The organism is Microbacterium sp. EST19A (assembly GCF_019969685.1).
Taxonomy (GTDB): domain Bacteria; phylum Actinomycetota; class Actinomycetes; order Actinomycetales; family Microbacteriaceae; genus Microbacterium.
Genome location: NZ_JAHXYZ010000001.1, coordinates 449,240 through 473,012 on the forward strand (window position 1 = coordinate 449,240; position 23,773 = coordinate 473,012).

The 23,773-nt window shown below is 69.8% G+C and carries 20 protein-coding genes; 5 read left to right on the forward strand and 15 right to left on the reverse strand.

All coding sequences use genetic code 11. The annotated features are described in order from the left end of the window. Nucleotides 1–9: 9 nt before the first annotated feature. Nucleotides 10–1,509, reverse strand: a complete 1,500-nt coding sequence (locus tag LC452_RS02320) for a carboxylesterase/lipase family protein (RefSeq protein WP_223622409.1) — start codon at nucleotides 1,507–1,509, stop codon at nucleotides 10–12. Nucleotides 1,510–1,646: 137 nt separating this feature from the next. Here LC452_RS02320 and LC452_RS02325 point away from each other — a divergent pair, with 137 nt between their 5' ends. Next, nucleotides 1,647–2,912, forward strand: a complete 1,266-nt coding sequence (locus tag LC452_RS02325; RefSeq protein ID WP_223622410.1) for an MFS transporter — start codon at nucleotides 1,647–1,649, stop codon at nucleotides 2,910–2,912. 3 nt (nucleotides 2,913–2,915) lie between these two features. Here the strand turns inward: LC452_RS02325 and LC452_RS02330 are convergent, their stop codons facing one another. From LC452_RS02330 to LC452_RS02340, 3 genes are all read right to left on the reverse strand, one after another. Beyond that, nucleotides 2,916–3,410, reverse strand: a complete 495-nt coding sequence (locus LC452_RS02330; protein ID WP_223622411.1) for a MarR family winged helix-turn-helix transcriptional regulator — start codon at nucleotides 3,408–3,410, stop codon at nucleotides 2,916–2,918. Nucleotides 3,411–3,550: 140 nt separating this feature from the next. Further along, nucleotides 3,551–4,006, reverse strand: coding sequence for a MarR family winged helix-turn-helix transcriptional regulator (locus LC452_RS02335; protein ID WP_223622412.1), 456 nt, complete (start codon nucleotides 4,004–4,006; stop codon nucleotides 3,551–3,553). A 1-nt stretch (nucleotide 4,007) separates the two neighbouring features. Further along, nucleotides 4,008–5,726, reverse strand: coding sequence for an MDR family MFS transporter (locus tag LC452_RS02340; protein ID WP_223622413.1), 1,719 nt, complete (start codon nucleotides 5,724–5,726; stop codon nucleotides 4,008–4,010). Nucleotides 5,727–5,879: 153 nt separating this feature from the next. Between LC452_RS02340 and dinB the strand changes: the two genes are divergently transcribed. Then, nucleotides 5,880–7,088, forward strand: a complete 1,209-nt coding sequence (gene dinB, locus LC452_RS02345; RefSeq protein WP_223624678.1) for a DNA polymerase IV — start codon at nucleotides 5,880–5,882, stop codon at nucleotides 7,086–7,088. Nucleotides 7,089–7,098: 10 nt separating this feature from the next. Here dinB and LC452_RS02350 read toward each other — a convergent pair whose 3' ends face one another. Genes LC452_RS02350 through lysA form a run of 4 tightly spaced genes read right to left on the reverse strand, consistent with a single transcriptional unit; the run spans nucleotide 7,099 to nucleotide 11,466 of the window. Next, on the reverse strand, nucleotides 7,099–7,479 hold the full coding sequence (locus LC452_RS02350) for a VOC family protein (RefSeq protein WP_223622414.1): 381 nt from the start codon (nucleotides 7,477–7,479) through the stop codon (nucleotides 7,099–7,101). Between the two features lie 23 nt (nucleotides 7,480–7,502). Next, the gene (locus LC452_RS02355) at nucleotides 7,503–8,912 is read right to left on the reverse strand and encodes an NAD(P)/FAD-dependent oxidoreductase (RefSeq protein ID WP_223622415.1); all 1,410 of its coding nucleotides are present in this window, start codon (nucleotides 8,910–8,912) and stop codon (nucleotides 7,503–7,505) included. 29 nt (nucleotides 8,913–8,941) lie between these two features. Then, entirely contained in the window at nucleotides 8,942–10,195 is a 1,254-nt protein-coding gene (locus LC452_RS02360; protein ID WP_223622416.1) for a D-arabinono-1,4-lactone oxidase, read from the reverse strand. Further along, nucleotides 10,192–11,466 carry a diaminopimelate decarboxylase gene (gene lysA / locus LC452_RS02365; protein WP_223622417.1) on the reverse strand — a complete coding sequence of 425 codons (1,275 nt, stop codon included), beginning with the start codon at nucleotides 11,464–11,466 and terminating at the stop codon, nucleotides 10,192–10,194. The genes LC452_RS02360 and lysA overlap by 4 nt, the downstream gene beginning before the upstream one ends. A 213-nt stretch (nucleotides 11,467–11,679) precedes the next feature. On the opposite strand from lysA, the gene LC452_RS02370 reads away from it, so the two are divergent. Beyond that, complete coding sequence (locus LC452_RS02370) at nucleotides 11,680–13,173, forward strand: cytosine permease (RefSeq protein ID WP_223622418.1); 1,494 nt, start codon at nucleotides 11,680–11,682, stop codon at nucleotides 13,171–13,173. 53 nt (nucleotides 13,174–13,226) lie between these two features. Next, a complete protein-coding gene (locus tag LC452_RS02375) occupies nucleotides 13,227–14,705 on the forward strand; it encodes an aldehyde dehydrogenase family protein (protein ID WP_223622419.1) in 1,479 nt (492 codons plus the stop codon). A 34-nt stretch (nucleotides 14,706–14,739) separates the two neighbouring features. On the opposite strand, the gene LC452_RS02380 is transcribed toward LC452_RS02375, so the two are convergent. From LC452_RS02380 to LC452_RS02410, 7 genes are all read right to left on the reverse strand, one after another. After that, nucleotides 14,740–15,522, reverse strand: coding sequence for an ATP-binding cassette domain-containing protein (locus LC452_RS02380; RefSeq protein ID WP_223622420.1), 783 nt, complete (start codon nucleotides 15,520–15,522; stop codon nucleotides 14,740–14,742). Beyond that, nucleotides 15,519–16,520, reverse strand: a complete 1,002-nt coding sequence (locus LC452_RS02385; RefSeq protein WP_223622421.1) for an ABC transporter ATP-binding protein — start codon at nucleotides 16,518–16,520, stop codon at nucleotides 15,519–15,521. Before LC452_RS02385 ends, LC452_RS02380 begins: the two co-directional genes overlap by 4 nt. Next, a complete protein-coding gene (locus tag LC452_RS02390) occupies nucleotides 16,517–17,410 on the reverse strand; it encodes an ABC transporter permease (RefSeq protein WP_223622422.1) in 894 nt (297 codons plus the stop codon). Before LC452_RS02390 ends, LC452_RS02385 begins: the two co-directional genes overlap by 4 nt. Next, entirely contained in the window at nucleotides 17,407–18,345 is a 939-nt protein-coding gene (locus LC452_RS02395; RefSeq protein WP_223622423.1) for an ABC transporter permease, read from the reverse strand. The genes LC452_RS02390 and LC452_RS02395 overlap by 4 nt, the downstream gene beginning before the upstream one ends. Nucleotides 18,346–18,440: 95 nt before the next feature. Then, the gene (locus LC452_RS02400) at nucleotides 18,441–19,949 is read right to left on the reverse strand and encodes an ABC transporter substrate-binding protein (protein ID WP_223622424.1); all 1,509 of its coding nucleotides are present in this window, start codon (nucleotides 19,947–19,949) and stop codon (nucleotides 18,441–18,443) included. 157 nt (nucleotides 19,950–20,106) lie between these two features. After that, nucleotides 20,107–21,636 (reverse strand): GMC family oxidoreductase, encoded by a 1,530-nt coding sequence (locus tag LC452_RS02405; RefSeq protein ID WP_223622425.1) that lies wholly within the window; start codon nucleotides 21,634–21,636, stop codon nucleotides 20,107–20,109. Further along, entirely contained in the window at nucleotides 21,629–22,435 is an 807-nt protein-coding gene (locus LC452_RS02410; RefSeq protein WP_223622426.1) for a hypothetical protein, read from the reverse strand. The genes LC452_RS02405 and LC452_RS02410 overlap by 8 nt, the downstream gene beginning before the upstream one ends. A 115-nt stretch (nucleotides 22,436–22,550) precedes the next feature. Between LC452_RS02410 and LC452_RS02415 the strand changes: the two genes are divergently transcribed. Further along, complete coding sequence (locus tag LC452_RS02415; protein ID WP_374197764.1) at nucleotides 22,551–23,759, forward strand: amidohydrolase; 1,209 nt, start codon at nucleotides 22,551–22,553, stop codon at nucleotides 23,757–23,759. Nucleotides 23,760–23,773 lie beyond the last annotated feature (14 nt).

Below are 23,773 nucleotides of genomic sequence, written 5' to 3' on the forward strand. Positions count from 1 at the left end.
ACGCGCGGATCAGCGGCGCCCGCTCCACGCCTCGCGCTCCGCGCCGGCCGCATCGTTCACGATCGAACTCTCGGTGTCGAAGATCTTCGTGACCCGGCCGCCCGTCTTGTCGTACGGCGCCCAGCCCGGATCGCCGTTCGTCGCGAAGTCGACGAACGCCGCGTGGAACTCCTCGGCCAGCCGCTGCGGCGGGTTCGTCCCGAAGATCCGCTTGCCGATGTCGCCGCCGAGTTCCGCCACGGTGGCGAGGTCGTCGCGGGCGAAGGGCAGATCGATCGCGTGATGCGAGGCCGTGAAGGGCGGCACATCGTCGCGCTGCCAACGGAACTCGTAGAGCCAGCTCGGCTCCGGTCGGGCCTCCACGAGACGGATCGTGGGGATGCGGAAGCCCCAGTCCGTCCAGCCTGCCTCGACGAGCGCGCCGAGCCCGTGAACACGGCGTCGGCCGTTCGCGTACGCGTCGACGATCGTCCGGTCCATCCGCAGCGCGCGCTTCAGGCCGTGACGCACGAAGGGCGCTGCCAGCGGCGCAGCGATCGTGATGCCCTCGATGAGGGAGGCCATCTCGTTCGTCGTGGTGCCCGTCATGAGGGGCACACCGGGCGATGTGCCGGCGGACTCCACGGGATTGCGCGGAAGCACGGCCGTGTCATGCACGCCGCGGAAGGGACTGAGCAGGAGGGATCTCGGGTCGCCGAGGGCGAGTCCGAGCGCGGCGAAGCGCGTCAGCGCGGTGAATGTCGCCTTCACGGTGCGGTCCAGGGGCACGTCGCGCAGACCCTCGACGGTCGGAGCCACGCCGAGGCCCTTCGCCACCTGCCGAGTGATTCGCATCGCCTCGTCGGCATCCACGGTCGCCATCGAGCATCCGCTCTGCGCGATCGCGCCCTGGAAGAGACCGCGGCTGGCCGGCAGAGCCAGCTGCAGCATGACCGACACGCCGCCGCCCGATTGACCGAAGATCGTCACACGCGATGGATCCCCACCGAAGGCGGCGATGTTGCGCTGTACCCATTCGAGAGCGGCCGCCTGATCACGCAGGCCGAGGTTGTCGTGACCCTCCCCCAGGAACAGGAAGCCGTCGATGCCGAGGCGGTAGTTGATGCCGACGTGCACGACGCCGTCGCGGGCGAAGGTGCGACCCGAGTATCCCGGAGGCGACCCGGCGCCGAAGGTGTAGCCGCCGCCGTGGATGTGCACCACGACGGGGAGCTTCGCCTCGGGACTGGGATCAGGGGTCCAGACCTCGAGGGTCAGGCAGTCCTCGCCGGTCGTCGCGGGCGAGTAGAGCGCGGCGAGAGCATCGCCGCCGGAGGGCTGCGGAGCGGCGGGGCCGGATGTCGTTCCGTTGCGCACGCCGTCCCACGGCTCGGGTGGCTGCGGCGGCAGAAACCGGCGCTTCCCGAAGGGAGGTGCGGCGTACGGGATGTTGCGGAAGCAGTGCAGCCCTTCGCTCTCGACGCCCGAGACGGCGCCGTGTTCCGTGGTGACAGACATGACTTCGGGCATCCGGTCCTCCTCGGCGGGGTGGCGTTCACGGTAGCACGTCGACTAACGCAGATTCACTTATTTCGGTGAAACTCTAGCCTAACCGATGTTCACTTGGCTATGCTCGGCGGACCGCCCCCTACGGAAGAGGTTCGAGGATGAGCACCGTCGCCGATCCCGAAGCAACCGAAGTCCCCACCCCCTACCCCGCCGCTCCGCGCAGCCTGGGCATGCTCATGGCCAGCTACTTCGGCGTGCAGCTCATCATCAACACGGCCAACTCGGGGGTGGCGAGCTTCCTCGTGCCGCTTCAGCTCGACGTGCTCGATCCCGCGGCGAAGGTGGCCAACCTGGGCCTCATCGGCACCGTGGGCGCCATCATCGCCATCATCGCCCAGCCGCTCTGGGGAGCACTCTCCGACCGCTCGCGCACCCGATTCGGCCGACGCGTGCCGTGGGTGCTCGGCGGCGTGGCAGGCCTCGCCGGCTGCATGATCGCCCTGGCACTCTCGAGCAACTTCCTCGCGATCTTCATCTTCGCCGCCGCGACCGCAGCCTTCTACTCGATGGTGTCGGCACCGCTGTTCGCTCTGCTCCCCGACCGCACGCCCGTCCACCGACGCGGAACCTTCTCGGCCCTGGGCGGCCTCGGCATCTACATCGGCAGCATCGCCGGCCTGTTCGCCGCCTCGCCGTTCGCCGCCGACGTGCCCACCGGGTACATCGTTTTCGCGGCGCTGATCCTGATCGTCGGCACACCCCTGACACTGCTGATCCGGCGCGACTCCCGGGCTCTGCCGGTCGCGCCGCGGCAGGGGCTGCGCGCATCGATCGCCTCGTTCTGGGTGTCACCGCGCACGCATCCCGACTTCGCCTGGGCCTTCACCTCGCGCTTGGTCCTGATGGCCGGATACTGGGGCATCGTGTCGTTCCTGCTCTACCAGCTGCAGGACTACGTCGGCCTCAGCCGCGAGGATGCCGCGGCGACGTTCCCGATGCTCTCGCTCGTGCTCCTGGTCGGGATCCTGGTGGCGATCCTTCCCGCCGGGGCGATCTCCGACCGAACCGGCCGCCGCAAGCCGATCGTGCTCGGCGCTTCGATCATGCTCGGGATCTCCGTCATCCCGCCGCTCGTGAGCCCGACCGTGGGCGGACTCATGGTCTCCCTCGCACTCGCCGGCCTCGCCCTCGGGGCTTACATCTCGGTGGATCAGGCCCTGATGACGCTCGTGCTCCCCGACTCCGGGCAGGCCGGCAAGGACCTCGGCGTCCTGAACATCGCGCAGGCGGGAGGGCAGGCGCTCGCTCCGGCGCTCGCCAGCGTCGTCATCGCCCTGTGGGGCTACCCGGGGCTGTGGGTGTTCGCCGGCGCGATGGCCGTCATCGGCGGGTTCGCGATCCTGCCCATCAAGTCCGTGCGCTGACGGTCAGTCGCCGAACTGGGCGAGCAGCTCGGCGAAATGATCGAGATCCTCGGCCGTCCAGCGGCGCAGCCGCTCCCCCAGACGCGCTTCGTAGCGCGACCGGGCGAGCGCGACCCGCTCCTGCGCCAGCTCGGTCGCCACGAGCACCCGCGCCCGGCGGTCGTCGGGGTCACGGACGCTCTCCACGAGTCCGAGCTCCTCGAGCTGCCGCACGTGCCGGCTGACCGCCGACTTGTCGGTCTGCAGACGCTCGATGATCGCGCCGGCCGAGGTCGCCTTGCCCGTCGCGATCGATGTGAGCACCTGATACCCGAGTGGCTGGAGATCGGGATGCACGGTCGCCGCGGCCTCGCGCCAGCTCACCCGGATCCGGGCGAAGAGACGCCCCAGCTCGTGCTCGACCCGCGAGATCGCCTGGTCGAGGTCGGGGCTTCCGGGGCCGTCGGGCGCGGCGGCGGGCGCGCCCGTGCGGGCGGGTTCGTCGGGCGAGGCGCTCATGATCGCCAGCTTACGGCGAAGCCCCGTCGCGCGAGATCAGGCGAACACGCGGAATCAGGCGGTTTCGCCGTGCATCTGCATGATCTCACGTGTTCGCCTGATTCCGCGTGTGCGCGACTGCCGTCGAGGGCCAGCCGGCGTCAGATCTCCGAGAGGAGTCGGAAGGCCTTGGATGCGGCGTGGATCTCGTCGGGAGTGAGCTCGGCCATGACCGTGCGCAGCCGCTCGCCGTGGTCGCGGCGCAACCCGGCGAGGGCGGCGCGTGCCGACGGTGTCGCCGTCAGCACGCGCAGCCGTCCGTCGCGGTCGTCCGGACGCGACTCGATCAGGCGCAGGTCCTCCAGCATCCGCACCTGGCGGCTGATGACGGACTTGTCCATCTCGAAGCGCTCGGCGAGCTCGTGCGCATTGGTCGTGCCGGCCCGGTCGATGAAGGTGAGCAGCTTGTACCCGCCGACCTGCAGCTCCGGATCGATCCGCGCCGCGGATTCCTTCCAGAGCGTCCTGGTCCTCGCGAAGATGAGGTTCAGATGCGTCTGGAGATCACCGAGGGCGCTGTCCGCGTCCGGTGACGTCACCGCTTCCGAGGTGACCATCTCAGCCCTTCGGCTCCCGATCTTCGCGCTCGAGCACGGTCACCGATCCGGTCGCCGGCTTCGTGGGCTCGGTGCCCGCGATCCGGATGGTGCCGGTGGAGAGCGATGCACCCACCTCGGCCTCAGCGACCTCGATGACCGATTCCTCGGCCTGCTCGCGCAGCTGCTCGGCGGCGTTCTTCGTCGACAGCGGCTTGTTCTTGATGAACGCGATCGCGATGATGGCGATCACGGCGAGCGGGATGGCGATGATGAACGCGTCCGCGATGCCGTGGCCGTAGGCGCCCTCGACGATCGAGCGGATCGTGTCAGGGAGCTGCGTCACCTTCGGGACGTCGCCCGATGCGAGGTGCTGCAGCGCGTCGACCTCGTCGGGGGTCGTCGGCGTGAAGCCCTTGAGCGCGTCGGTCATGTACGTGGCGACGCTGGTCGACAGCAGGGATCCCATGACGGTGACGCCGATGGTGCCGGCGATCGTGCGGAAGAAGTTGACGTTCGACGAGGCAGCACCGAGCTGCCGCGGGGAGGTGTCGTTCTGCACGATGAGTGTGAGGTTCTGCATGACCATGCCGAGGCCTGCGCCGAGCACGAACATGTAGACGGCGACCTGCGGGAACGGGGTGTCGTAGCGCAGCGTCGACATCAGGGTGACGCCGGCCGTGGTCAGGACGGAGCCCGTGAGCATCCAGCCCTTCCACTTGCCGAAGCGGCTCACGAGCTGGCCGATGATGATCGACGCGCCCATCTGACCGATGATCATCGGGATGGTCATGAGGCCCGACTCGGTCGGCGTGGCGCCACGCGCCAGCTGGAAGTACTGCGCGAGGAACACGGAGGTCGCGAACATCGAGACGCCGATGGCGATCGAGGCGATGACCGAGAGCGTGAAGGTGCGGTTGCGGAACAGCGACATCGGCACGATCGGTTCCTTGACGAAGAACTCGACGGTGATGAATCCGGCGATCGCGACACCGGCGATCACGGCGAGCATGATGCTCGTCGAGGAGTCCCAGTCGAACTGGTTGCCGCCCATGGAGACCCAGATGAGCAGGGTCGAGACGCCGACCGCGAGCAGCACGATGCCGAAGTAGTCGATCGACACCTTGGTGTCACGCTGGGGCTTCGGCAGGTGCAGCGTGAACTGCAGCAGCACGAGGGCGAGGATCGCGAACGGCACGCCGACGAAGAAGTTGGAGCGCCAGCCCCACACGTCGGTGAGGAGGCCGCCGAGCAGCGGGCCGCCGATGGTGCCGAGGGCCATGATGCCGCCGACGACGCCCATGTACTTGCCGCGCTCACGCGGGGAGATGATGAGGGCCACGGCGATCATGACCAGCGACATCAGGCCGCCGACGCCGATGCCCTGCACGACGCGGACGGCGATCAGCATGTTGGTGTCGGTCGAGAATCCGGCGATCACGGTGCCGACGGTGAAGAGGACGAGCGAGGCCTGGACGAGGATCTTGCGATCGACGAGGTCGGCGAGCTTGCCCCAGATCGGGGTGGACACCGCGGTCGCCAGCAGGCTCGCGGTGATCACCCAGGTGTACTGGGACTGGGTGCCGCCGAGGTCGGCGATGATCACCGGCATCGAGGTCGACACGACGGTGCCCGAGAGCACGGCGACGAACATGCCGACGACGAGGCCGGAGATCGCGGTGAAGACCTCGCGCGGTGAGCGCACGGTCTCGGGTGCGGAAGAAGGTGAGGCGTTTGTCACGGGGAGGATGCTCCTGTGTAGAAAGTTGATAAGTGTCAACTATACGCCTGTAGTTGCTATAACGCAACTATCGACCGGAGGCAACCATCGGGTCCGCACCGCGCCCCGATGTCCGGGGTGCGTGCGACGATCTCCCCGTCGACGGGAGACGGGATGCGAGGCGAGGCGACCGTGCTGCACGCCGACCTCGATGCGTTCTACGCCTCGGTCGAACAGCGTGATGCGCCCGCGCTCCGCGGCCGGCCCGTGATCGTGGGCGGCGGCGTCGTGCTCGCCGCGAGCTACGAGGCGAAGGCCCGTGGCGTGCGCACCGCCATGGGCGGGCGGCAGGCGCGGGAGCTGTGTCCGGATGCCGTGATCGTCCCGCCGCGGATGGAGGCATACTCTGCGGCGAGCAAAGACGTGTTCACCGTGTTCCGCGACACGACTCCCCTCGTGGAGGGTCTCTCGATCGACGAGGCCTTCCTCGAGGTCGGCGGCCTGCGGCGCATCGCTGGCACCCCGGAGGAGATCGCCGTGCGACTGCGCCAACGGGTGCGCACCGAGGTCGGGCTCGCGATCTCGGTCGGCGTCGCGCGCACCAAGTTCCTCGCCAAGGTCGCCAGCGCCGTGAGCAAACCCGACGGCCTGCTCGTGGTCGAGCCCGATCGCGAGGAGGAGTTCCTGCTGCCTCTGCCCGTCGAGCGGCTGTGGGGCGTCGGCGCCGTGACCGCCGAGAAGCTGCACCGGCTCGGCATCCGCACCGTCGGGCAGCTGGCCGAGCTCGAGGCCGCGACCGCCGAGAGACTCCTCGGCAAGGCGACGGGCGCCCACGTGCACGCGCTGGCCCGGCTGCGCGATCCGCGCCCGGTCGATACGACGCGGCGCCGTGGATCCATCGGCTCGCAACGGGCGCTGGGCAGCCGACCGCGGTCGCCCGAGGAGCTCGACCTCATTCTCACGCAGATCGTCGACCGGCTCGGCCGCCGCCTGCGCGACGGCGACCGGGTGTGCCGCACGGTGGTGCTGCGGCTGCGCTTCGGCGACTTCACGAAGGCCACCCGGTCGCGCTCTCTCGGCGCTCCGACCGATCGCACGACCCGGCTGCTCACGGTGGCGCGGATGCTGCTCACCGCCGCGCAGCCGGAGATCGCCGAACGCGGCATCACGCTCATCGGCATATCTCTGTCGCAGCTCGACCGCGCCGACCGCGTGCAGCCCGAGCTTCCGCTCGACGATCTCGGATTCAACGACGACGGAGAGCGCCTCGACTCGGTGCTCGACGCCGTGCGCGATCGCTACGGGGCGACGTCGGTCGCGCGCGCCACGCAGCTCGGCCGCGATCCGGGCTGGTCGACGCCGCTGCTCCCGGAGCACGAATGACGGCCGCAGGTCAGCGCGGCCCAGCCACTCCGATCAGGTTGCCCTCCGGGTCGGTGAACTGCCCGACGACGAGCGCGCCGCTCGGGTTCTCCGCCGGCCCGAGCACCCGTGACCCGCCGAGGCGCTCGGCCTCGTCCAGCGCGGCGGCCACGTCGTCGACGCCGACGTAGAAGAGGGCGTGCGGTCGGAAGGCCGGGCCGCCGCCGATCCCACCCGCGACCGGGTGCGCGTCGGCGGCCGGAGTGAGGAAGCCGTAGTCACCGGCATCCGAGATCTCGGGCGCCACGGGAGAATCGGTGTCGGCGTGCCAGCCGAACAGGTCGGCGTAGAAGCGCCGCAACGCGGCGGGGTCACGCCCGATGATCTCGAAGTGGACGACGGTGTTCGGCATGATCGCTCCCAGAATGGTGTCGGTTACTCGTCCGACGTGCGATCCGGCTCCGCGAGGACAGCGCGGGCGGCGAGGCCGATGATCGCGCTGTAGGTCGGGTAGGCGAAGCGGACTCCGGCGAGCGTCGAGACGTCCACGCCTGCGGCCATCGCGGTCGTGACCGACTGGATCACCTCGATCGCGTTCTCCCCGACCGCGTGCGCACCGAGGATGAGCTCGCGCCGACGATCCGCGATGAGCTTCAGGAAGCCGATCTCGCGGTCATCGATCACCGCGCGCTCGAGACTCGCGTAGGGAACCGAGACGACGACGCACCGGGCGTCGCGCTCGCGGGCCTGATCCTCGGTGAGCCCCACTCCCGCGTAGTCGGGATCGGTGAAGCCGCCCGCGGGGAGCAGGTGATGCGGCGTGCGGCGGTTCGCACCCAGCACGGCGTTCTCGGCCGCTGCTTCGCCTTCGAACTGCGCGGCCTGCACCAGCATGTCGCGGCCGTTCGCATCTCCGACCGCGAAGATGTGCGGCACGACGGTCCGGAAGTACCGGTCGGCGGGGATCGCCGAGCGCTCGATCTCGATGCCGGCGTTCTCGAGGCCGAGGTCTTCGACGTCGGCGGGCCAGCCCGTCGCCATGACGACCGCGTCGAACGTCGCCTCCTGAGACTCGCCGGCCTCGCGCCAGGTGAGGCGGATGCCGTCGCCGTCCGCCTGCTCGAGGCTCGTGACGGTCTCGATGCCGGTGCGCACGTCGATGCCCTGCGCGGAGAACGCCGACTCGACGGTCGCCGCGATCGAGGAGTCCGAAGCCATCAGCACCCGCGGAGCGACGTCGAGGAGCGTGACCTCCGACCCGAAGGACGAGAAGACGGTGACCAGCTGCGCGCCGGTGTTCCCGGCGCCGATCACGGCCACCCGGCGCGGGAGGGTCGGCAGCGAGAGCACATCCTCCGGAACCGTGGCGAGCTCTGCGCCAGGGACCGGCAGGCGTTTCGAGTGCCCGCCGACGCAGATCAGGATCGTGTCGGCCGTGAGGCGCCGCCCGCTGTCCAGCACCAGGGTGCGATCGTCCGCGAAGCGCGCACGCCCCTCGTGGATCAGGTCGACACCCGCCACGGCGAACCGCTCGGCCTCCCGCTTGATCGAACGCACCCGCTCGACGCGTTCGTGCACCCGCTCGACCGTGGTCGCCCAGTCGATCGTCGGCGCTCCGACGCGCACGCCGTAGTCGTCGGCGTGACGGGACTCCCGCAGGAGTCGGGCGGTCTTGGCCAGCACGCGGGTCGGCACGCAGCCGGTGTTGACGCACGTCCCGCCCGTGCGCCCGGCCTCGAGCACGACGACCTTCGCCCCCAACTCGGATGCGCGGAGTGCGGCGGCCGTGCCGGCCGGCCCTGCTCCGATCACGGCGACGTCGTAGTGGTCCCTGAACTCTGGCATGCGCCGAGAGTATCGCGAGAGGACGATTCTCAGGCGAAGAGGGGTCGCAGCCACTCGTTCAGGAATATGCCCTCCGGGTCGAGCTGCCGACGCAGTGCGACGAAGTCGCCGTGTCGCGGGAGCACGGATTCGAGCTCCTCCCTCGTGAAGCGGCTGAGCTTTCCCCAGTGCGGACGGGCCCGATACCCCAGAAGCACATCGTGCACGGCCTGCAGGAAGGGCTGATATGCGCGGCCCGGCTCACCGGAGACCGAGATCACCAGGCTCGCGCGCTCGTGATTCGGCGACAGGTGGGCGCCGTCCGCGGCCGTCGACCGGACTTCGATGGGGTAGGTGGCGAATTCGGGGAACCGATCGAACACCTCGAGCACCTCACCGAAGGCATCCTGCCCGTCCGCGAGATCGACCATGTACTCCAGCTCGTGGAAGTTCGGCGCGCAGTACTGCGGATACACCCGGTACGGTCGGCCGACACGCGGCTCGCTCTGCAGATCCTCCGTCTCGTCGAGCCCGACGATCTCGCAGGTCGTCACCCTCGACATCCGCGTGAGATCGAGCCCGGGCGGCGCCTCGAAGTCGAACAGGTCGTTCGCGGCGGCCGTGGGGAAGTAATGGAAGGTGAAGTGATGCGACGATCGGAAACCGTCGGCCCACCCTCGCGACAGCTCGTCCAGATCCCAGTACCGGAGGGTCTCCCGCAGCTGATACGCCGGCCGCAGCGCGAGGGTGAGCTCGGTGAACACGCCGAGCATCCCGACCGAGACCTGCGCGGCGGCGAGGAGCTCCGGCATCCGCTCGTCGATCTCCACGACCTCGCCGGATGCTGTCACGAGCCGCGCCGCGCGCAGGGACGCGGACATGTTCTGCAAGGCGATGCCCGACCCGTGCGTCGCTGTCGACACGGCGCCCGCGATCTGCTGGGAATCGATGTCGCCCTGATTGCGCAGGGCGAGGCCGTGCTCCCAGAGGGGGTCGCCGAGCGCGGCGATCGTCGTCCCCGGGTACACGGTCACGGTCTCGGCCTGGGCATCGATCCCGACGATGCCCGCGAGACGGGACATGTCGAGCAGCGTCCCGTCGGTGGTGCAGATCGGACTGAAACTGTGTCCGGAGGCGGCCGCCCGCAGGGAGCGCCCCGCCGACGCCGCCGAGCGCACCGCGCTCTGCACCTCGGCCTCCGTCTCGGGACTCACGATCTCCGCGGGCCTGCAGCTCTGGTTGCCCACCCAGTTCGTCCACGCTGGCGTCACGTCGTCCTCCTCGTCGATCACGGATGCGCTCACACCAGGTGCGGAGCGAGAAGCTCGTCGTACGTCTGCCGGCGCACGACGACGCGCGCCTCTCCCCCATCGCAGAACACGACGGCCGGCCGGAGCGCGCCGTTGTAGTTGTTGGCGAACGTGAACGAATAGGCCCCGGCTGCGGGAACGGCCAGCAGATCACCCGGCTGCGTCTCGGGGAGTGCGGCGCCGCCGACGAGCAGATCACCGGATTCGCACTGCCGTCCGACCACGTCCACCACGGCCGTGCACGGATCGTGCATGCGCGTGGCGCTCGCGATCTCGTACGGCTGCTGCGTGAGCGCGGCATCCAGGAGATCGCTCATCCCCCCGTCCACCGCGACGAAGGTGCGCGCCGTGCGCTTCACGGTCGACACCCGATACACGAGCGTGACCGCGCGGCCCACCAGCGAACGGCCCGGCTCGATCACGAGCTCCGCATCCGCCGGCAGATGGCCCCGAGCGGCCTCGACGACGGCGGTGAGGTAGCTCTCGACCGACGGCACCGCGTCATCGAGCGTGTAGCGCACGCCCAGCCCGCCGCCGACGTCGTACTGATCGAAGCGGCCGACGGCCGACACCGCCTCCACCGCCTGAGCGAACGGCGCGGTCGCGAGCACCTGCGAGCCGATGTGCAGGTGCACGCCGGCGACGTCGAACGCCTCCGAGGCGCCCATCCGCTCGATCGCGGCGAGCGCCTGCGCGAACGGCAACCCGAATTTCGACGAGTCGCCGCCGGTGGATTGCGAGGCGTGCGTCTCTGGGGCCACCCCGGGGATGAGTCGCAGCAGCACGCGCTGCCGCACCGCCCCGAACCGCTCGATCCGGTCGATGTCGTCGACGTTGTCCACGACGATGGTGCCGACGCCGTTCTCCAGGGCGAGCCGCAGCTCGGCGTCCGTCTTCGCACTGCCGTGCAGGTAGATCGATGCCGGATCGACTCCGGCAGCGAGCGCCATCCGCAGCTCCCCGGCCCCGGCGACATCGACGCCGAGCCCCTCGTCCGCGAACAGGCGGTAGACGGCCACGACCGGCAGCGACTTCGAGGCGAAGAGCACGCGGGATCGCGGCCACCGCTCGCGGAGTCCCTCCACGAATCGACGGCCCTGCGCGCGCATTCCCGCCTCGTCCACGACGTAGAGCGGCGTGCCGAAGCGCTCGGCGAGCTCGTCCACAGCGCAGCCGCCGACGCTCAGCATCCCCGCGTCGTCGACCGCGGCGTTCTCGGGGAAGAGCGGCAGCAGCCGCTCTCCGGTCCCGACTGTCTCCACCACTTCGACTCCTTCGTAAATTTTGTACGAACCTCGCTCACTCTGCCATCCGCCGATCGGCGAGGCAAGAGCGGCTGCGACATCCGGGAGTAGACGCGACCGCCGCCCCGGTGTACCGTCGGAGCACGCTTCGTAAAGTTATTACGAAATGATTCCGGCGCAGGTCCCGAGAACTCGTCGGGCGCCCGCGCTGTCCGGCTGCAGAGGAGCACCCCGATGAGCTCAACGGAATCCGGCGACCGCGTCGGTCACGTCGAAGAGGCCGGCGTCGAGTTCCTCCCCGAGTCCGCTCGGGATTCGAGCCCGCGCAACCTGTTCGCCGTGTTCACCGGCGCCAACTTCGGATGGATCAGCGCCGTGTACGGCTGGGTCGCCATCCAGTTAGGCCTCGATTTCTGGAGCGCCGTCGCATCGACCGTGATCGGCACGCTGCTCGGAACGCTCCTCGTACTGCCGCTGACCCGCATCTCCCCGCGCACCGGCACCAACATGACGGTGTCGAGCGGCGCGTTCTTCGGCATCCGCGGGCGGCTCCTGGGTTCCGGGCTCTCCCTGCTCATCGCGATCGTGTTCGCGGCCATCACCGTGTGGACCAGCGGCGACGCCCTGGTCGCCACGGCGCATCGGATGTTCGGCCTGCCGCAGACCGACCTCGCCCGCGGCATCGCGTACGGCTTCGTCTCGGCGCTGATCGTCGTGGTGGCGCTGTACGGCCACGCGACCATCGTCGCGATGCAGAAGTGGATCGTCCCGATCGCCGGGATCGTGCTGATCCTCGGCTTCCTCGCCTTCAGCGGCACGTTCGATCCGACCTTCTCCACCGGCGAGTACAGCGTCGGCGGATTCTGGCAGACGTTCATCCTGTCCACGGTGCTCGCGACCGCCGGCCCGATCTCGTATGCACCGGTGATCGGCGACTACACGCGCCGCATCTCGATCCGGCGCCATTCCGACTCCGCGATCCGGTGGGCGCTCTTCGGCGGCATGACCATCGGCACCCTGCTCCCCGCGATCCTGGGCGCCTTCGCCGGCGCATCGATGACGGTCGACACCGGCGACTTCATGACCGACCTCGTCGGCTCGTCGCCGCTGTGGTACCTCGCGCCGATCCTGATCGTCTCCGTCATCGGCGGCTTCGGTCAGGGCGTGCTGTGCATCTACGCCACGGGCCTCGACCTCGAGACCTTCTTCCCGCGCCTTCGGCGGGTGCATACGACCGCACTCGCGGCGGCGGTCGCCGTCGCGCTCCTGTACCTCGGCGTCTTCGTCTTCGACGCGGTCGACGCGATCACCTCGGCGACCGTCATCCTGAACGCTGTCACCATGCCGTGGGTGGTCGTGCTCGTGATCGGCGCCGTCCGCACGCGGCTCTACGACCCGCACGATCTGCAGGCGTTCGCCCAGCGCCGGAGAGGCGGACGCTACTGGTTCACCGGCGGGTGGAACCTTCCCGCGCTCGTCGCCTGGTTCGCCGGATCGGTGTTCGGACTGCTGAGCGTGTACACGGACCTCTACGAAGGCCCCCTCGCGAACGTCCTCGGCGGCATCGACCCGAGTGCGCTCGGATCGGGACTGATCGCGGCGGCCGTCTACCTCGCGTTCGCGACGTTCGCCCCGACCGCGATCGACGGGCCGCATCACGCGGGGACGGATGCCGCGGGCGCGGGCTTCGACGAGTCCCGCACGTCGACCCCCGCACCCCGCCCCTGATCCCGCATATACTCTTCGTAAACAAATTACGAAACTCGCCCGAGAGGCACCGCATGCTCCGCACCATCCCGTCGTCCACGCCGACGCGGCTCTTCATCGACGGCGCCTTCGCCGATGCGCACGACGGCACGACGTTCGAGACCTTCGCCCCCTCGACCGGGGAACTGCTCGCCGAGGTCGCCTCGGGGGGCGCGGCCGACATCGACCGCGCCGTCGCCGCCGCGCGCAGCGCCTTCGACCGCGGCGAGTGGAGCCGGGCAGCGCCGTCGGAGCGCAAGGACGTGCTGCTCGCGGTCGCCGACGCCCTCGAGGCGCACTCCGAGGAACTCGCCCTCCTCGACGCCGTCGAAGCCGGCAAGCCCATCGCGGACTGCGAGGACGGCGACCTGCCCGACACCATCGCGACGTTCCGGTGGTTCGCGGAGGCCGCAGACAAGGTCTTCGGCAAGGTCGCACCGGGCGGCGCCGACCACCTCGCGCTCATCGTGCGCGAGCCGATCGGCGTGGTCGGCACGGTGGTGCCATGGAACTTCCCGCTCGCCACCCTCGCGATGAAGCTCGCACCGGCGCTGGCCGCCGGCAACTCCGTCGTCGTGAAGCCGTCCGAGCTCGCCAGCCTCAGCGCGCTGCGGCTGGCCGAGCTCGCCGCGGAGGCGGGGCTGCCCGACGGCGTGCTCAACGTGGTCCCGGGTACCGGTGCCGTCGCGGGCCGCGCCCTCGGCCTCCACCCCGAGGTCGACATCATCTCGTTCACCGGCTCGACGCGCGTGGGGCGCGAGTTCCTGCGGTATGCCGCCGAGAGCAACCTCAAGCAGATCGTGCTGGAGCTCGGCGGCAAGAGTCCGCAGATCGTCACCCGCAGCGTCCGCGACGAGCTGCCCGAGGTCGCGAAGGACCTCGCGGACGCCGCCTTCTGGAACGCCGGCCAGAACTGCACCGCCGGGTCGCGGATCCTCGTGGACAACAGCATCAAGGCCGACCTCCTGAGGGAGCTCGTCGCCGTCACCGAGGGCATCGTCGTCGGCGACCCTCTCGATCATGACACCGCAGTGGGGCCGGTGATCCACGAACACGCACTCGAGAGCATCCTCGGTGCCGTCGACCGCGCACGGGAAGGCGGCGCAGAGATCGTCGCAGGCGGGACCCGCACTCTCGAGAGCTCCGGCGGCAGCTTCGTCGCGCCGACCATCGTGAGCGGCGTCACGAACCGCGATCCGATCTCCCGCACCGAGCTGTTCGGCCCGGTCGTCGTCGTGATCGGCTTCGACGACGAGGACGAGGCGCTGGCCCTGGCGAATGACACCGACTACGGGCTCGCCGCCACCGTCTGGTCACGCGACATCGACCAGGCCCTGCGGCTCGCCCGCGGCGTCCGCGCCGGCACGGTGGCCGTCAACGGCTACGCCGAGGGCGACGTGACGACCCCGTTCGGCGGCTGGAAGTCGTCCGGCTTCGGGGGTCGGGACAACGGCATCGAGGCCTTCGACCAGTACACCGAGCTCAAGACGATCTGGATCACCGCCGCGGGCTGAGGTCGTCCGACCCCGCGGCGCGACGGGATCGCCGTCAGCCCGCGGGGTCGAACCCGGGGATCGCAGCCAGCAGCTGGCGGGTGTAGGGCTCCTGCGGATCGGTGAAGAGCGCCTCGGTGTCGGCCACCTCCACAACCTGTCCGGCGTTCATCACGGCGGCACGGTCGCAGAGCGCGCGCACGACCGCGAGGTCATGCGAGATGAACACGAGAGTCAGGCCGAGGTCGTCGCGCAGATCGGCGAGCAGGTTGATCACCTTCGCCTGCGCCGACACGTCCAGCGCCGACACGGCCTCGTCCGCGACGAGGATCTTCGGCTCCACGGCGAGCGCCCGTGCGATCGCGACGCGCTGCCGCTGGCCGCCGGACAGGTTGCCGGGCAGGGCGCTCAGCACGCTGTCGGGCAGTCCCACCATCTCCATGAGCTCGCGCAGTCGGGCGTCCATGCTCGACGAGGTCGCCAGACGGTGATGAGTGATGAGCTCGCTCAGCATCGACCGCACACGGCGACGGGGGTTCAGCGACGACGCCGGGTCCTGGAACACCATCTGGATATGCCGTCGCAGGGCCGGTGGGCGCCGCGCGGGCGCGGGCACATCGTCGAAGAGCATCTCCCCCGCAGCGAGAGGGGCGAGGCCGAGCATCACGTTGGCGGTCGTCGACTTCCCGCATCCCGATTCCCCCACCAGGCCGAACGACTCCCCCGACCGCACCTGCAGCGAGATGCCGTCGAGCGCTCGGCGCAGCTGCGGCTTCGTGCCCGGGGCGCCGTGCACCGGATACTCCACGACGACATCGCGCAGGGTGACGGCGCTCATGAGGCCAGCGGTTCGGTCATGTGCATCTCCTGCAGTTCGTGATCGCGCAGACAGGCGCTCGTGCGTTCCGGGGCGACAGGCACGAGAGCGGGCTGCGCGATGCGGCACTCATCGATGGCGTACGCGCAACGCGGCGCGAAGCGGCATCCGCTCGGCCACTGCCCCGCCGTCGGAGGGGAGCCGGGGATGGTCGCGAGCCGCCCGGACTTGCGGTCGGCGCTCGGCATCGACGCCACCAGGGCCCGCGTGTACGGGTGCCGAGGAGCGGAGATGAGTGCCGCCGTCGGGCCCTCTTCCACGATCGTGCCGGCGTACATGACGGCCGTCCGATCCGCGATGCGGGAGATCACCCCGAGGTCGTGGCTCACGAAGACGACGGCGAGTCCGCGCTCGCGGCGCAGGCGCTCGAGCAGCGTGAGGATCTGATCCTGGATGGTCGCGTCGAGCGCGGTCGTCGGCTCGTCGCAGAGCAGCAGGCGAGGCTCGACCGACAGCGCCATCGCAATCATGACGCGTTGGCGGAGACCGCCGGAGAGCTCGTGCGGCCAGGCGCGAAGGCGCTGCTGCGGATCGGGGATGCCGACCTCCTCGAGCAGTCGCAGGGCCGTGCGGCGCGCCTCGGCGCGGGACTGCCCGTGCGCCCTGGCGCCGGCGGCCACGAGGTCGCCGATGCGCATCGTCGGGTTGAGAGAGCTCATCGGCTCCTGGAAGATCATCGAGACCCCGTTGCCCCGCAGATCCTTCGGATGCCGTTCGGCGAGCACCCCCGCGTCGTCGGCGAGACGGATCGCCCCGGCGGTCTGCCGGATCGATGGCGGGAGCAGGCTGAGGACAGACCGCAGGGTCAGGCTCTTGCCGGAGCCCGATTCGCCCACCAGACCCAGGCATTCGCCGGGAGCGACCGACAGGGAGACGCCGTCGACGAGCGTGGTCTCACCGTCGCGGCCGGCGGCCACGCGGAGTCCGTCGACCTGGAGGAGCAGGGAGTCGGTGGTCATTTCGATTTGATCCGATCGTCCAGGCCGTCGCCGAGGAGGGCGAGACCGACGGCGAGGGTGGCGATCGCGGCTCCGGGTGCGGCGATCAGCCACCAGTTGGTGCTGATGAAGCTGCGGCCCGAGCTGATCATCGCTCCCCATTCGGCGGTGTCGAGCGGGATGCCGACGCCGAGGAAGGCGAGCGTCGACACGGCGACGATCGCGAGGCCGATGTCGACGAACATGTAGACGAAGCTCTGATTGATGGCGTTCGGCAACACATGTCCCGTGATCACGCGAAGCTTCGGCAGCCCGCCCGTCTCGGCCGCACGCACGTAGTCGAGCAACCGCACGCGGCGGATCTCCGAGCGCAGCAGCCGCGCGTAGACGACCCACGAGATCACCGCGAAGCCGATCACGATCGGCAGCTCACCCGGACCGAGGAAGAGGAATCCGGTGCCGGGGCCGACCAGGCCGACCAGCGCCAGGAAGAAGATGAACAGCGGGAACGAGACGATGATGTCCGACAGGCGCATGATGCCGTTGTCGACGTGGCGGTTGCTGAAGCCCGCGATGATCCCGATGATCGAGCCGATCACGGCGGGGATGATCGTTCCGAGGATGCCGACGCGCAGGTCGACGCGCGTCGCGAAGACGAGGCGGGTCCAGACGTCGCGGCCGAGGCTGTCGGTGCCGAGCCAGTGCTCCGCCGAGGGGAACGCCAGACGGTTCGTGAGGTCCTGCACCTGCGGATCCCCGTGGGTGATCCACGGGGCGAAGATCGCGGCGAGCACGAACGCGCCGACGATGACGCCGCCGACGACGAGCTTGCCGCTGCCTCGGCGCCACCGGCGGCGTGCCTTCTCCGATCCGGCGACGGGGACGGAGGAGGTGAGAGCGAGATCGATCACGAGCGTGCCCCTCTGGGGTCGAGGAGGCCGGAGAGGATCTCGCCGGCGAAGTTGGCGACCACGACGCCGACCGCGAAGACCAGGGTGATCCCCTGGACCACGAACACGTCCTGTGTGGCGCTGGCCCGGACCAGCGAGCTTCCGAGCCCGGAGATGTTGAAGGTCGCCTCGAGGATCACCACCCCGAAGAAGAGGTACCCGACGTTGAGGGCGAGAAGGGTGACCACGGGGCCCGCCGCGTTCCGGAGGACATGGCGGCCGTAGAAGGACGCACCCCGGATGCCGAGCGACCGCGCGACCGAGATGTACTCCGAGTCGAGGACGTCGACGAGGCTGGACCGCAGGCTGCGGGCGAGCACCGGGGTGAGCGCGGTCGCGCCGGCGACCGCCGGGAGGACCAGCGAGAGCAGCAGCGCCTGCGGCGTCGTGCCCAGCCCTGCGACGGGGAACCACCCCGTGGGGATGGCGACGAACCGCAGCAGGAGGAATCCGACCCAGAACGTCGGAAGGAAGAGGCTGAGCAGGAGGATCAGCCGCAGCGCGTGGTCGAACCCGGTGTCGCGCTTGAGGGCGGCCGCCACCGCGATGACGACGGCGGCGACCAGCGAGAGCACGAGCACGCTGACCACCAGCAGGAGCGTCGAGGAGATCCCCTGCCCGATGATGTCGGTGACCGGGCGGCCGTCGACGGAGGTGCCGAGATCGCCGCGCAGGACGCGCCCGAGGTAGTCGAAGTACTGGATGATCGCGGGGCGGTCGAGACCGAGCTCGTGACGGAGAGCCGCGACCGCCTCCTCCGACGCACGCGGCCCGAGCCGCAGTCGCGCGGCGTCGCCGGGCGCGACCTGCGTGAGGATGAAGACCGCGAGCGTCACGGCCAGCAGCACGAGCAGCAGCTGACCGAGGCGCGCACCCGCGAGGCGGAGGTATCGCATGATCTCCCTTTCATGTCGGCGGCGACTGCCGGAACCCGCGGTCGGGACCGCCGGTGGGGGGTCCGCCGGTTCGGACGACCGGCGGACCCTCGGACTCACTCGAGCGTGACGTTCTTCACCGACCACGAGCGGTAGTGGTTCGGCGTGAAGCCCTTCACGTGCGAGGACACGGCGTAGATCGCGTCGGGCACCGCGAGCGGCACCACCGGGGTGTTCGCGAACGCCCAGTCCTCGAAGATCGCGGTCGCCGCCTCGGTCTCGGTGTCGTCCTTCGACGAGGTCAGGGCGTCGAGGGCGGTGTTCGCGGCGGCCGGGTCGCTCTGGGTGAAGAGCACGCCGGTGACGGCGAGGAAGCCGAGCGGATCGACCGCGCTCGGGGCGAGCGCGTTGTAGGTCAGGACGCCCATCTGGAAGTCCCCGGCGCCGAGCTTCTCGACGTAGGACGACAGGGCCATGGGCTCGACCGTCACCGTGATCCCCGCTTCGGCGAGCATCGGCACGAGCGCCTGCGCGGCGAGCTGGTCCGCGCCGGCACCGCTCTTCACGTAGAGGGTGATGTCGCTGCCGTCGTAGGACGACTCCTCGACGAGGCGCTTGGCCTCGTCGATGTCCCTCGACGCCCAGGCGCAGGTCGCGCAGGGGGCGACCCCGGGAATGGTCTGCGGGAGCACGGTGTCGGCCTGTGTGGCGAGGTCCGCGTAGCCGCCGACCAGCAGGTCGTCGTAGTTGATCGCGAGCGCGACCGCCTTGCGGAAATTCGGGTCGTCGAACGGGGCGACGGCCGTCTGGAACATCAGCGTGGAGACCCCGGAGGACTCCGTGGACTGCAGGAGCGCCTGATCGAACTGGCTCGCGGAGCTGAGCTCGACCTGGTTGACCACGTCGATCTCACCGCTCTGGAATTGGAGGAGCTGCTGCGCACCGTCCTCGACGACGGAGTACTTCACGGTCGCGGGACGGTCCTCGTGCGTCGTGTAGTGCGGGTTGCTGGTGAGCACGATGGACTCGCCGACCTCTTCGCTCTCGATGGCGTAGGCGCCCGTCGAGATCGGCTTCTTCCAGAACTCCTCAGGATCCGTGCCGCCGAGGTCGGCGGGCACGATCGCCGCGTTGGTGGTCGCGAGGATGCCGAGCAGCGAATGGTCAGGACGGTTCAGAGCGAACACGACCGTGTCCTCGTCCGGCGAGGTGACCGCGTCGATCGATGCGAAGTAGCTCCCGTAGAGGGCTCCGGCGGCCCACAGCCCTTCGGAGTAGATGACGTCTTCCGGAGTGACGTCGGCGCCGTCGCTGAACTTCGCCTCGGGGTCGAGGTGGAACGTGATCGTGAGCGCCGCGTCGTCGAACTCGTACTCGGTGGCGACGCCCGGCTCGAGTTCGGACCCGTCGGGCGAGGTGTCCAGCAGTGCCCCGAAGACCTGCGGGAACACGGAGAAGCTCGCCGAGGCGAGTGCCTCCTGCGGGTTCCACGAGTCGATGGCATCGCTGAGGGCGATGTCCAGCGTGTCGTCCGGCGCGGCCGTACCGGACGGTGACGCGCATCCGGCGAGGAGGGCTGCCCCGGTCACGATCGACGTGAGGGCGGCGATTCTGGCGATCTTCATTTCTGACCTCGGTTCTGCATCGGGGGAACTCGAAGAGGGAAGACGACGTTGACTTCACTCCATGATTTTCAAGTTCGTAATTAAATTACTAACTGACGCTACGCCTGTCCACCGCGTCGTGGGTATCGATCATGTTACGAATGCCTCGGAGAGGGGCTCACGGGGCGTGAACGGCGACGAGGAGGGCGGCGATCCGCTCTGCCGCAGCCACGGTCGGCAGCGCCGGGGTCGCACGAGGGATGTCGGGGAAGATCGATGCGTCGGCGACGTGCAGCCCGTCGATCCCGAGCACCGCCGCTGCGCCGTCGACGACCGAGGACGGGTCGTCCGTGCGTCCCATCCGCAGCGTCCCCGCCGGATGCCAGTAATGCGTGTGGGACCGGCGCATCCAGTCGCGCAGCCCCTCCCCGGCGAGCTCGCGCGGATCGGTGCCGATCGGATCGCCGAGGTACTCGGCCAGCGGACCGGCGCACAGCTCGTCGGCGACCCAGCGGATGCCGAACTCGACACTGCCCAGATCCGCGCCCTCCCTGTCGCTGAAGAAGCGCGGATCCACAGCAGCGGTGATCGAGGGATCCGTCGAACGCAGCCGCACGCTCCCCCGCGACCGCGGGCGCAGCTGACTGACCGGCAGGATGACCCGCCAGCCCGACGCCTGCGCCTCGTCAGGCTCCACCCAGGGGTACACGTGCAGATCGAACGGGCCGTCCGCGAACGGTGACCGCAGTTTCGCCATCGCCTGCTCCTCGGGCACCCATTGCGTTCGGCCGAACTCGCGCGGCGCCTCGGCGAGCGCGGCGGTTCCCGCGAACTCCAGCTGCACGGTGGGGTGGTCGTGCAGGTTCCTGCCGACGGCAGGCAGATCGCGGACGACGGGGATGCCGAGCGCGCGCAGCTCCTCTGCAGGGCCGACGCCCGATCGCAGCAGCACCTCGGGAGAGCCGTAGGCACCGGCGCTCAGCACGATCAGGTCGGCGCGAGCGGTCCGGCGCTCCGCGCCGACGAAGTACTCCACGCCGTCCGCGCGCGCACCGGAGAAGGTGATCCGATCGACCAGGGCGTTCGCGCGAATCGTGAGGAGCGGGTCGTCGCGGACGGCGTCCAGATAGGCGCCGGCGGTGTTGATCCGCACGGTGCCGCGCGTGTTGACCGGCGCCACGCCCGCGCCGACACCTCCGTCGAGGTCGACGAGGTCGTCCCGGCGCGGAAGGCCCGCCGAGGTGCAGGCGCCGAGGAAGGCCGCATGGAACGGCTGGATCTCGGCCGCCGTGTACTCACGCAGGCGCATGCGTTCGGCGGCGCTCGCGAAGAACGGGCGCATCGAGCGGGCGCTCCAGCCGTCGCCGGCATCCTCGGCGAGCGCATCCCAGTCTCCCGACCAGCCGGCCGTCTGCGTGCAGCCGTTGTGGCTCGAGCATCCGCCGATGACGCGTGCACGATCGAAGAGCAGCGGCTGTCCTCCGGCCCCGGCGCCGGTGTAGCCCCAGTCGTGACTGGTCGGCAGGCTGGCCGCGTCGAGGAGATCGTCGGGCCAGCCACCATCATCGAGCGGTCCGTAGTCGGGGCCGGCCTCCAGCAGGAGCACCGAACGGCCGGACTCCACCAGGCGCGCGGCGATCACGGCACCGGCCGTGCCGCCGCCGATGACGATCGTGTCGGCCCGATCGGCGTCGGCGGCCTCAGCCATTCGCGTCGCCCGTCTCGGTGAAGGCGTGCACGATGCCGACGAAGGCGATCGCATGCGACGACCAGCCGCGGGCGTCGGTCTTCGCCGGGATGTCCGGATCGGTGCGCGAGCGCAGCAGGTAGCCGACCTCCAGCGCCTCCGTCGCCCAGATGAGGTCCTCCATCGTGTGGCCGTCGCGCAGACGCCGCCCCCCGTAGCGGAGCACGTTGCCGAGCAGATCCGAGAGCGCCGCGATGTACCGGCTGTTCGCCTCGCGCTGGGCGCCGCGCACGAGCTCGGCGGGCACCATCGCCCCCAGCCCCAGAGCGAGGAACATCTCCGGCGACTTGCGGCTGAGCGTGAAGTCGAGGTCGCCGACGCGGCGGAGGATCTCGTCGGCCGGTTCGCCATCAGAGACCATCTGGAAGGCGAGGGCTTCGATCTCGGAGGCCCCCGGGTTGGCGATCTGATCCATCAGATGTGCGAGCAGCTCGCGCTGGAACTCGGCCTGGTCTGCCCAGATCTGGTAGAAGGCGCCCGTGGTGAGCGGGCCGCCGCCCGCCGAGGCCTCGGCGCGGTTGACTTCGTCGAGGACGTCCTTGATGCGGATGTCGGCCAGCGCATTGTGCGCCTGCGGCGCGTCCTCCGACACTCGCTCGATGGCCACGCGTGCAGCGGCCTGGAGCAGGAGTGCGCGGGTCTCATCCCGCGGTCGGTGCCGGCGGCGCGGACGCTCGGCAGACTTCGGCTGTGCGCTGGCGCGGGACGGAGTGACGTCGGTGGACTCGACCATGTCGTCATGGTACTCGAAGATCGTCATTCGTAATCAATTTACGAAAAAGGAGGAAGATCGTCCCGATTGTGAGTATCGTCGGCGTCACGCGGTGCCATCTGCCCGCTGCCGTCCACCCCCGAAACAGGAGAACATCGTGGCCATCGACGCGGATGCGCTGTACAAGCAGCTGCATGCCCACCCGGAACTGTCCTTCGCCGAGCACGAGACCGCCGCCCTGCTCGCGGGACTCCTCGGCGAGCTCGGGTACGAGGTGATCACGGGGATCGCCGGCACCGGCCTCGTCGGAATACTCCGCAACGGCGACGGAGGGACCGTGCTGCTGCGCGCGGACATGGACGGCCTCCCGGTCCGCGAGGAGACCGGACTCCCCTGGGCGAGCGTCGACACGGCCGTCGACCACAACGGCGACCGCGTGCCGGTCATGCACGCCTGCGGCCACGACATCCACATGACCTGCCTGATCGCCGCAGCCGAAGAGCTGGCCGACACGCGCAACGAGTGGAGCGGCACGGTGATCGCCCTCTTCCAACCGGCCGAAGAGCGTGGCGGCGGCGCGGCGGCCATGGTGGCCGACGGTCTGTTCACCCGCATCCCGCATCCCGACATCGTGCTCGGACAGCATGTCTTCCAGCGCCCCGCGGGCGTGGTGGGCGCGCACAGCGGCGCCGCCTTCTCCGCCATCGACACGATGGAGGTCACGATGCACGGCCGGGGCGGACACGGCTCCCGGCCGGAGACGACCATCGACCCCGTCCTCATGGCGGCGTCGACCGTGGTGCGCCTCCAGGGAGTGGTCTCCCGCGAGGTGGCTGCGCAGAACGCGGCCGTCGTGACGGTGGGACACCTCAATGCCGGGACCAAGAACAACATCATCCCCGACGACGCACGACTGGGCGTCAGCGTGCGCAGCTTCGACGCCGCTGTGCGGACGCGCGTGCTCGACGCCGTCGAGCGCATCATCCGGGCGGAAGCGGTCGCCTCCGGGTCGCCCGCTCTCCCCGACATCGTCTACGGAGAGCAGTACCCGCTCACCTACAACGACCCCGAATCCACCGCGCGGGTCATGCAGGCCTTCGAGGCCGAGTTCGGCGACGAGCGGGTCTCCGACCCCACGCAGCACATCGGCAGCGAAGACGTCGGGGCCCTGGCGATCGCCGCCGGCGTGCCGCTGGTCTACTGGATCCTCGGCGGTGGAGACCCCGACGCGATCGCGGAGGCACGCGCCACCGGGACCTTCGCGGAACGGATCCCCTCCAATCACTCTCCGCGCTTCGCTCCGCTGCCGCAGCCGACGATCAGCGCGGGCACCCGTGCGCTCGTCGTGGCCGCGCGGATCTGGCTCGTGTGAAGCCGACTCGTGAA

Excerpts from the sequence above, each read along its gene's own strand:
- LC452_RS02350 (WP_223622414.1), bottom strand. The coding sequence starts at position 7,479 with ATGCCGAACACCGTCGTCCACTTCGAGATCATCGGGCGTGACCCCGCC.
- LC452_RS02370 (WP_223622418.1), top strand. The coding sequence starts at position 11,680 with ATGAGCTCAACGGAATCCGGCGACCGCGTCGGTCACGTCGAAGAGGCC.
- LC452_RS02410 (WP_223622426.1), bottom strand. The coding sequence starts at position 22,435 with ATGACGATCTTCGAGTACCATGACGACATGGTCGAGTCCACCGACGTC.
- dinB (WP_223624678.1), top strand. The coding sequence starts at position 5,880 with ATGCGAGGCGAGGCGACCGTGCTGCACGCCGACCTCGATGCGTTCTAC.
- LC452_RS02395 (WP_223622423.1), bottom strand. The coding sequence starts at position 18,345 with ATGCGATACCTCCGCCTCGCGGGTGCGCGCCTCGGTCAGCTGCTGCTC.
- LC452_RS02335 (WP_223622412.1), bottom strand. The coding sequence starts at position 4,006 with ATGGTCACCTCGGAAGCGGTGACGTCACCGGACGCGGACAGCGCCCTC.
- LC452_RS02400 (WP_223622424.1), bottom strand. The coding sequence starts at position 19,949 with ATGAAGATCGCCAGAATCGCCGCCCTCACGTCGATCGTGACCGGGGCA.
- LC452_RS02385 (WP_223622421.1), bottom strand. The coding sequence starts at position 16,520 with ATGACCACCGACTCCCTGCTCCTCCAGGTCGACGGACTCCGCGTGGCC.
- LC452_RS02380 (WP_223622420.1), bottom strand. The coding sequence starts at position 15,522 with ATGAGCGCCGTCACCCTGCGCGATGTCGTCGTGGAGTATCCGGTGCAC.
- LC452_RS02330 (WP_223622411.1), bottom strand. The coding sequence starts at position 3,410 with ATGAGCGCCTCGCCCGACGAACCCGCCCGCACGGGCGCGCCCGCCGCC.
- LC452_RS02355 (WP_223622415.1), bottom strand. The coding sequence starts at position 8,912 with ATGCCAGAGTTCAGGGACCACTACGACGTCGCCGTGATCGGAGCAGGG.
- LC452_RS02375 (WP_223622419.1), top strand. The coding sequence starts at position 13,227 with ATGCTCCGCACCATCCCGTCGTCCACGCCGACGCGGCTCTTCATCGAC.
- LC452_RS02405 (WP_223622425.1), bottom strand. The coding sequence starts at position 21,636 with ATGGCTGAGGCCGCCGACGCCGATCGGGCCGACACGATCGTCATCGGC.
- LC452_RS02320 (WP_223622409.1), bottom strand. The coding sequence starts at position 1,509 with ATGCCCGAAGTCATGTCTGTCACCACGGAACACGGCGCCGTCTCGGGC.
- LC452_RS02325 (WP_223622410.1), top strand. The coding sequence starts at position 1,647 with ATGAGCACCGTCGCCGATCCCGAAGCAACCGAAGTCCCCACCCCCTAC.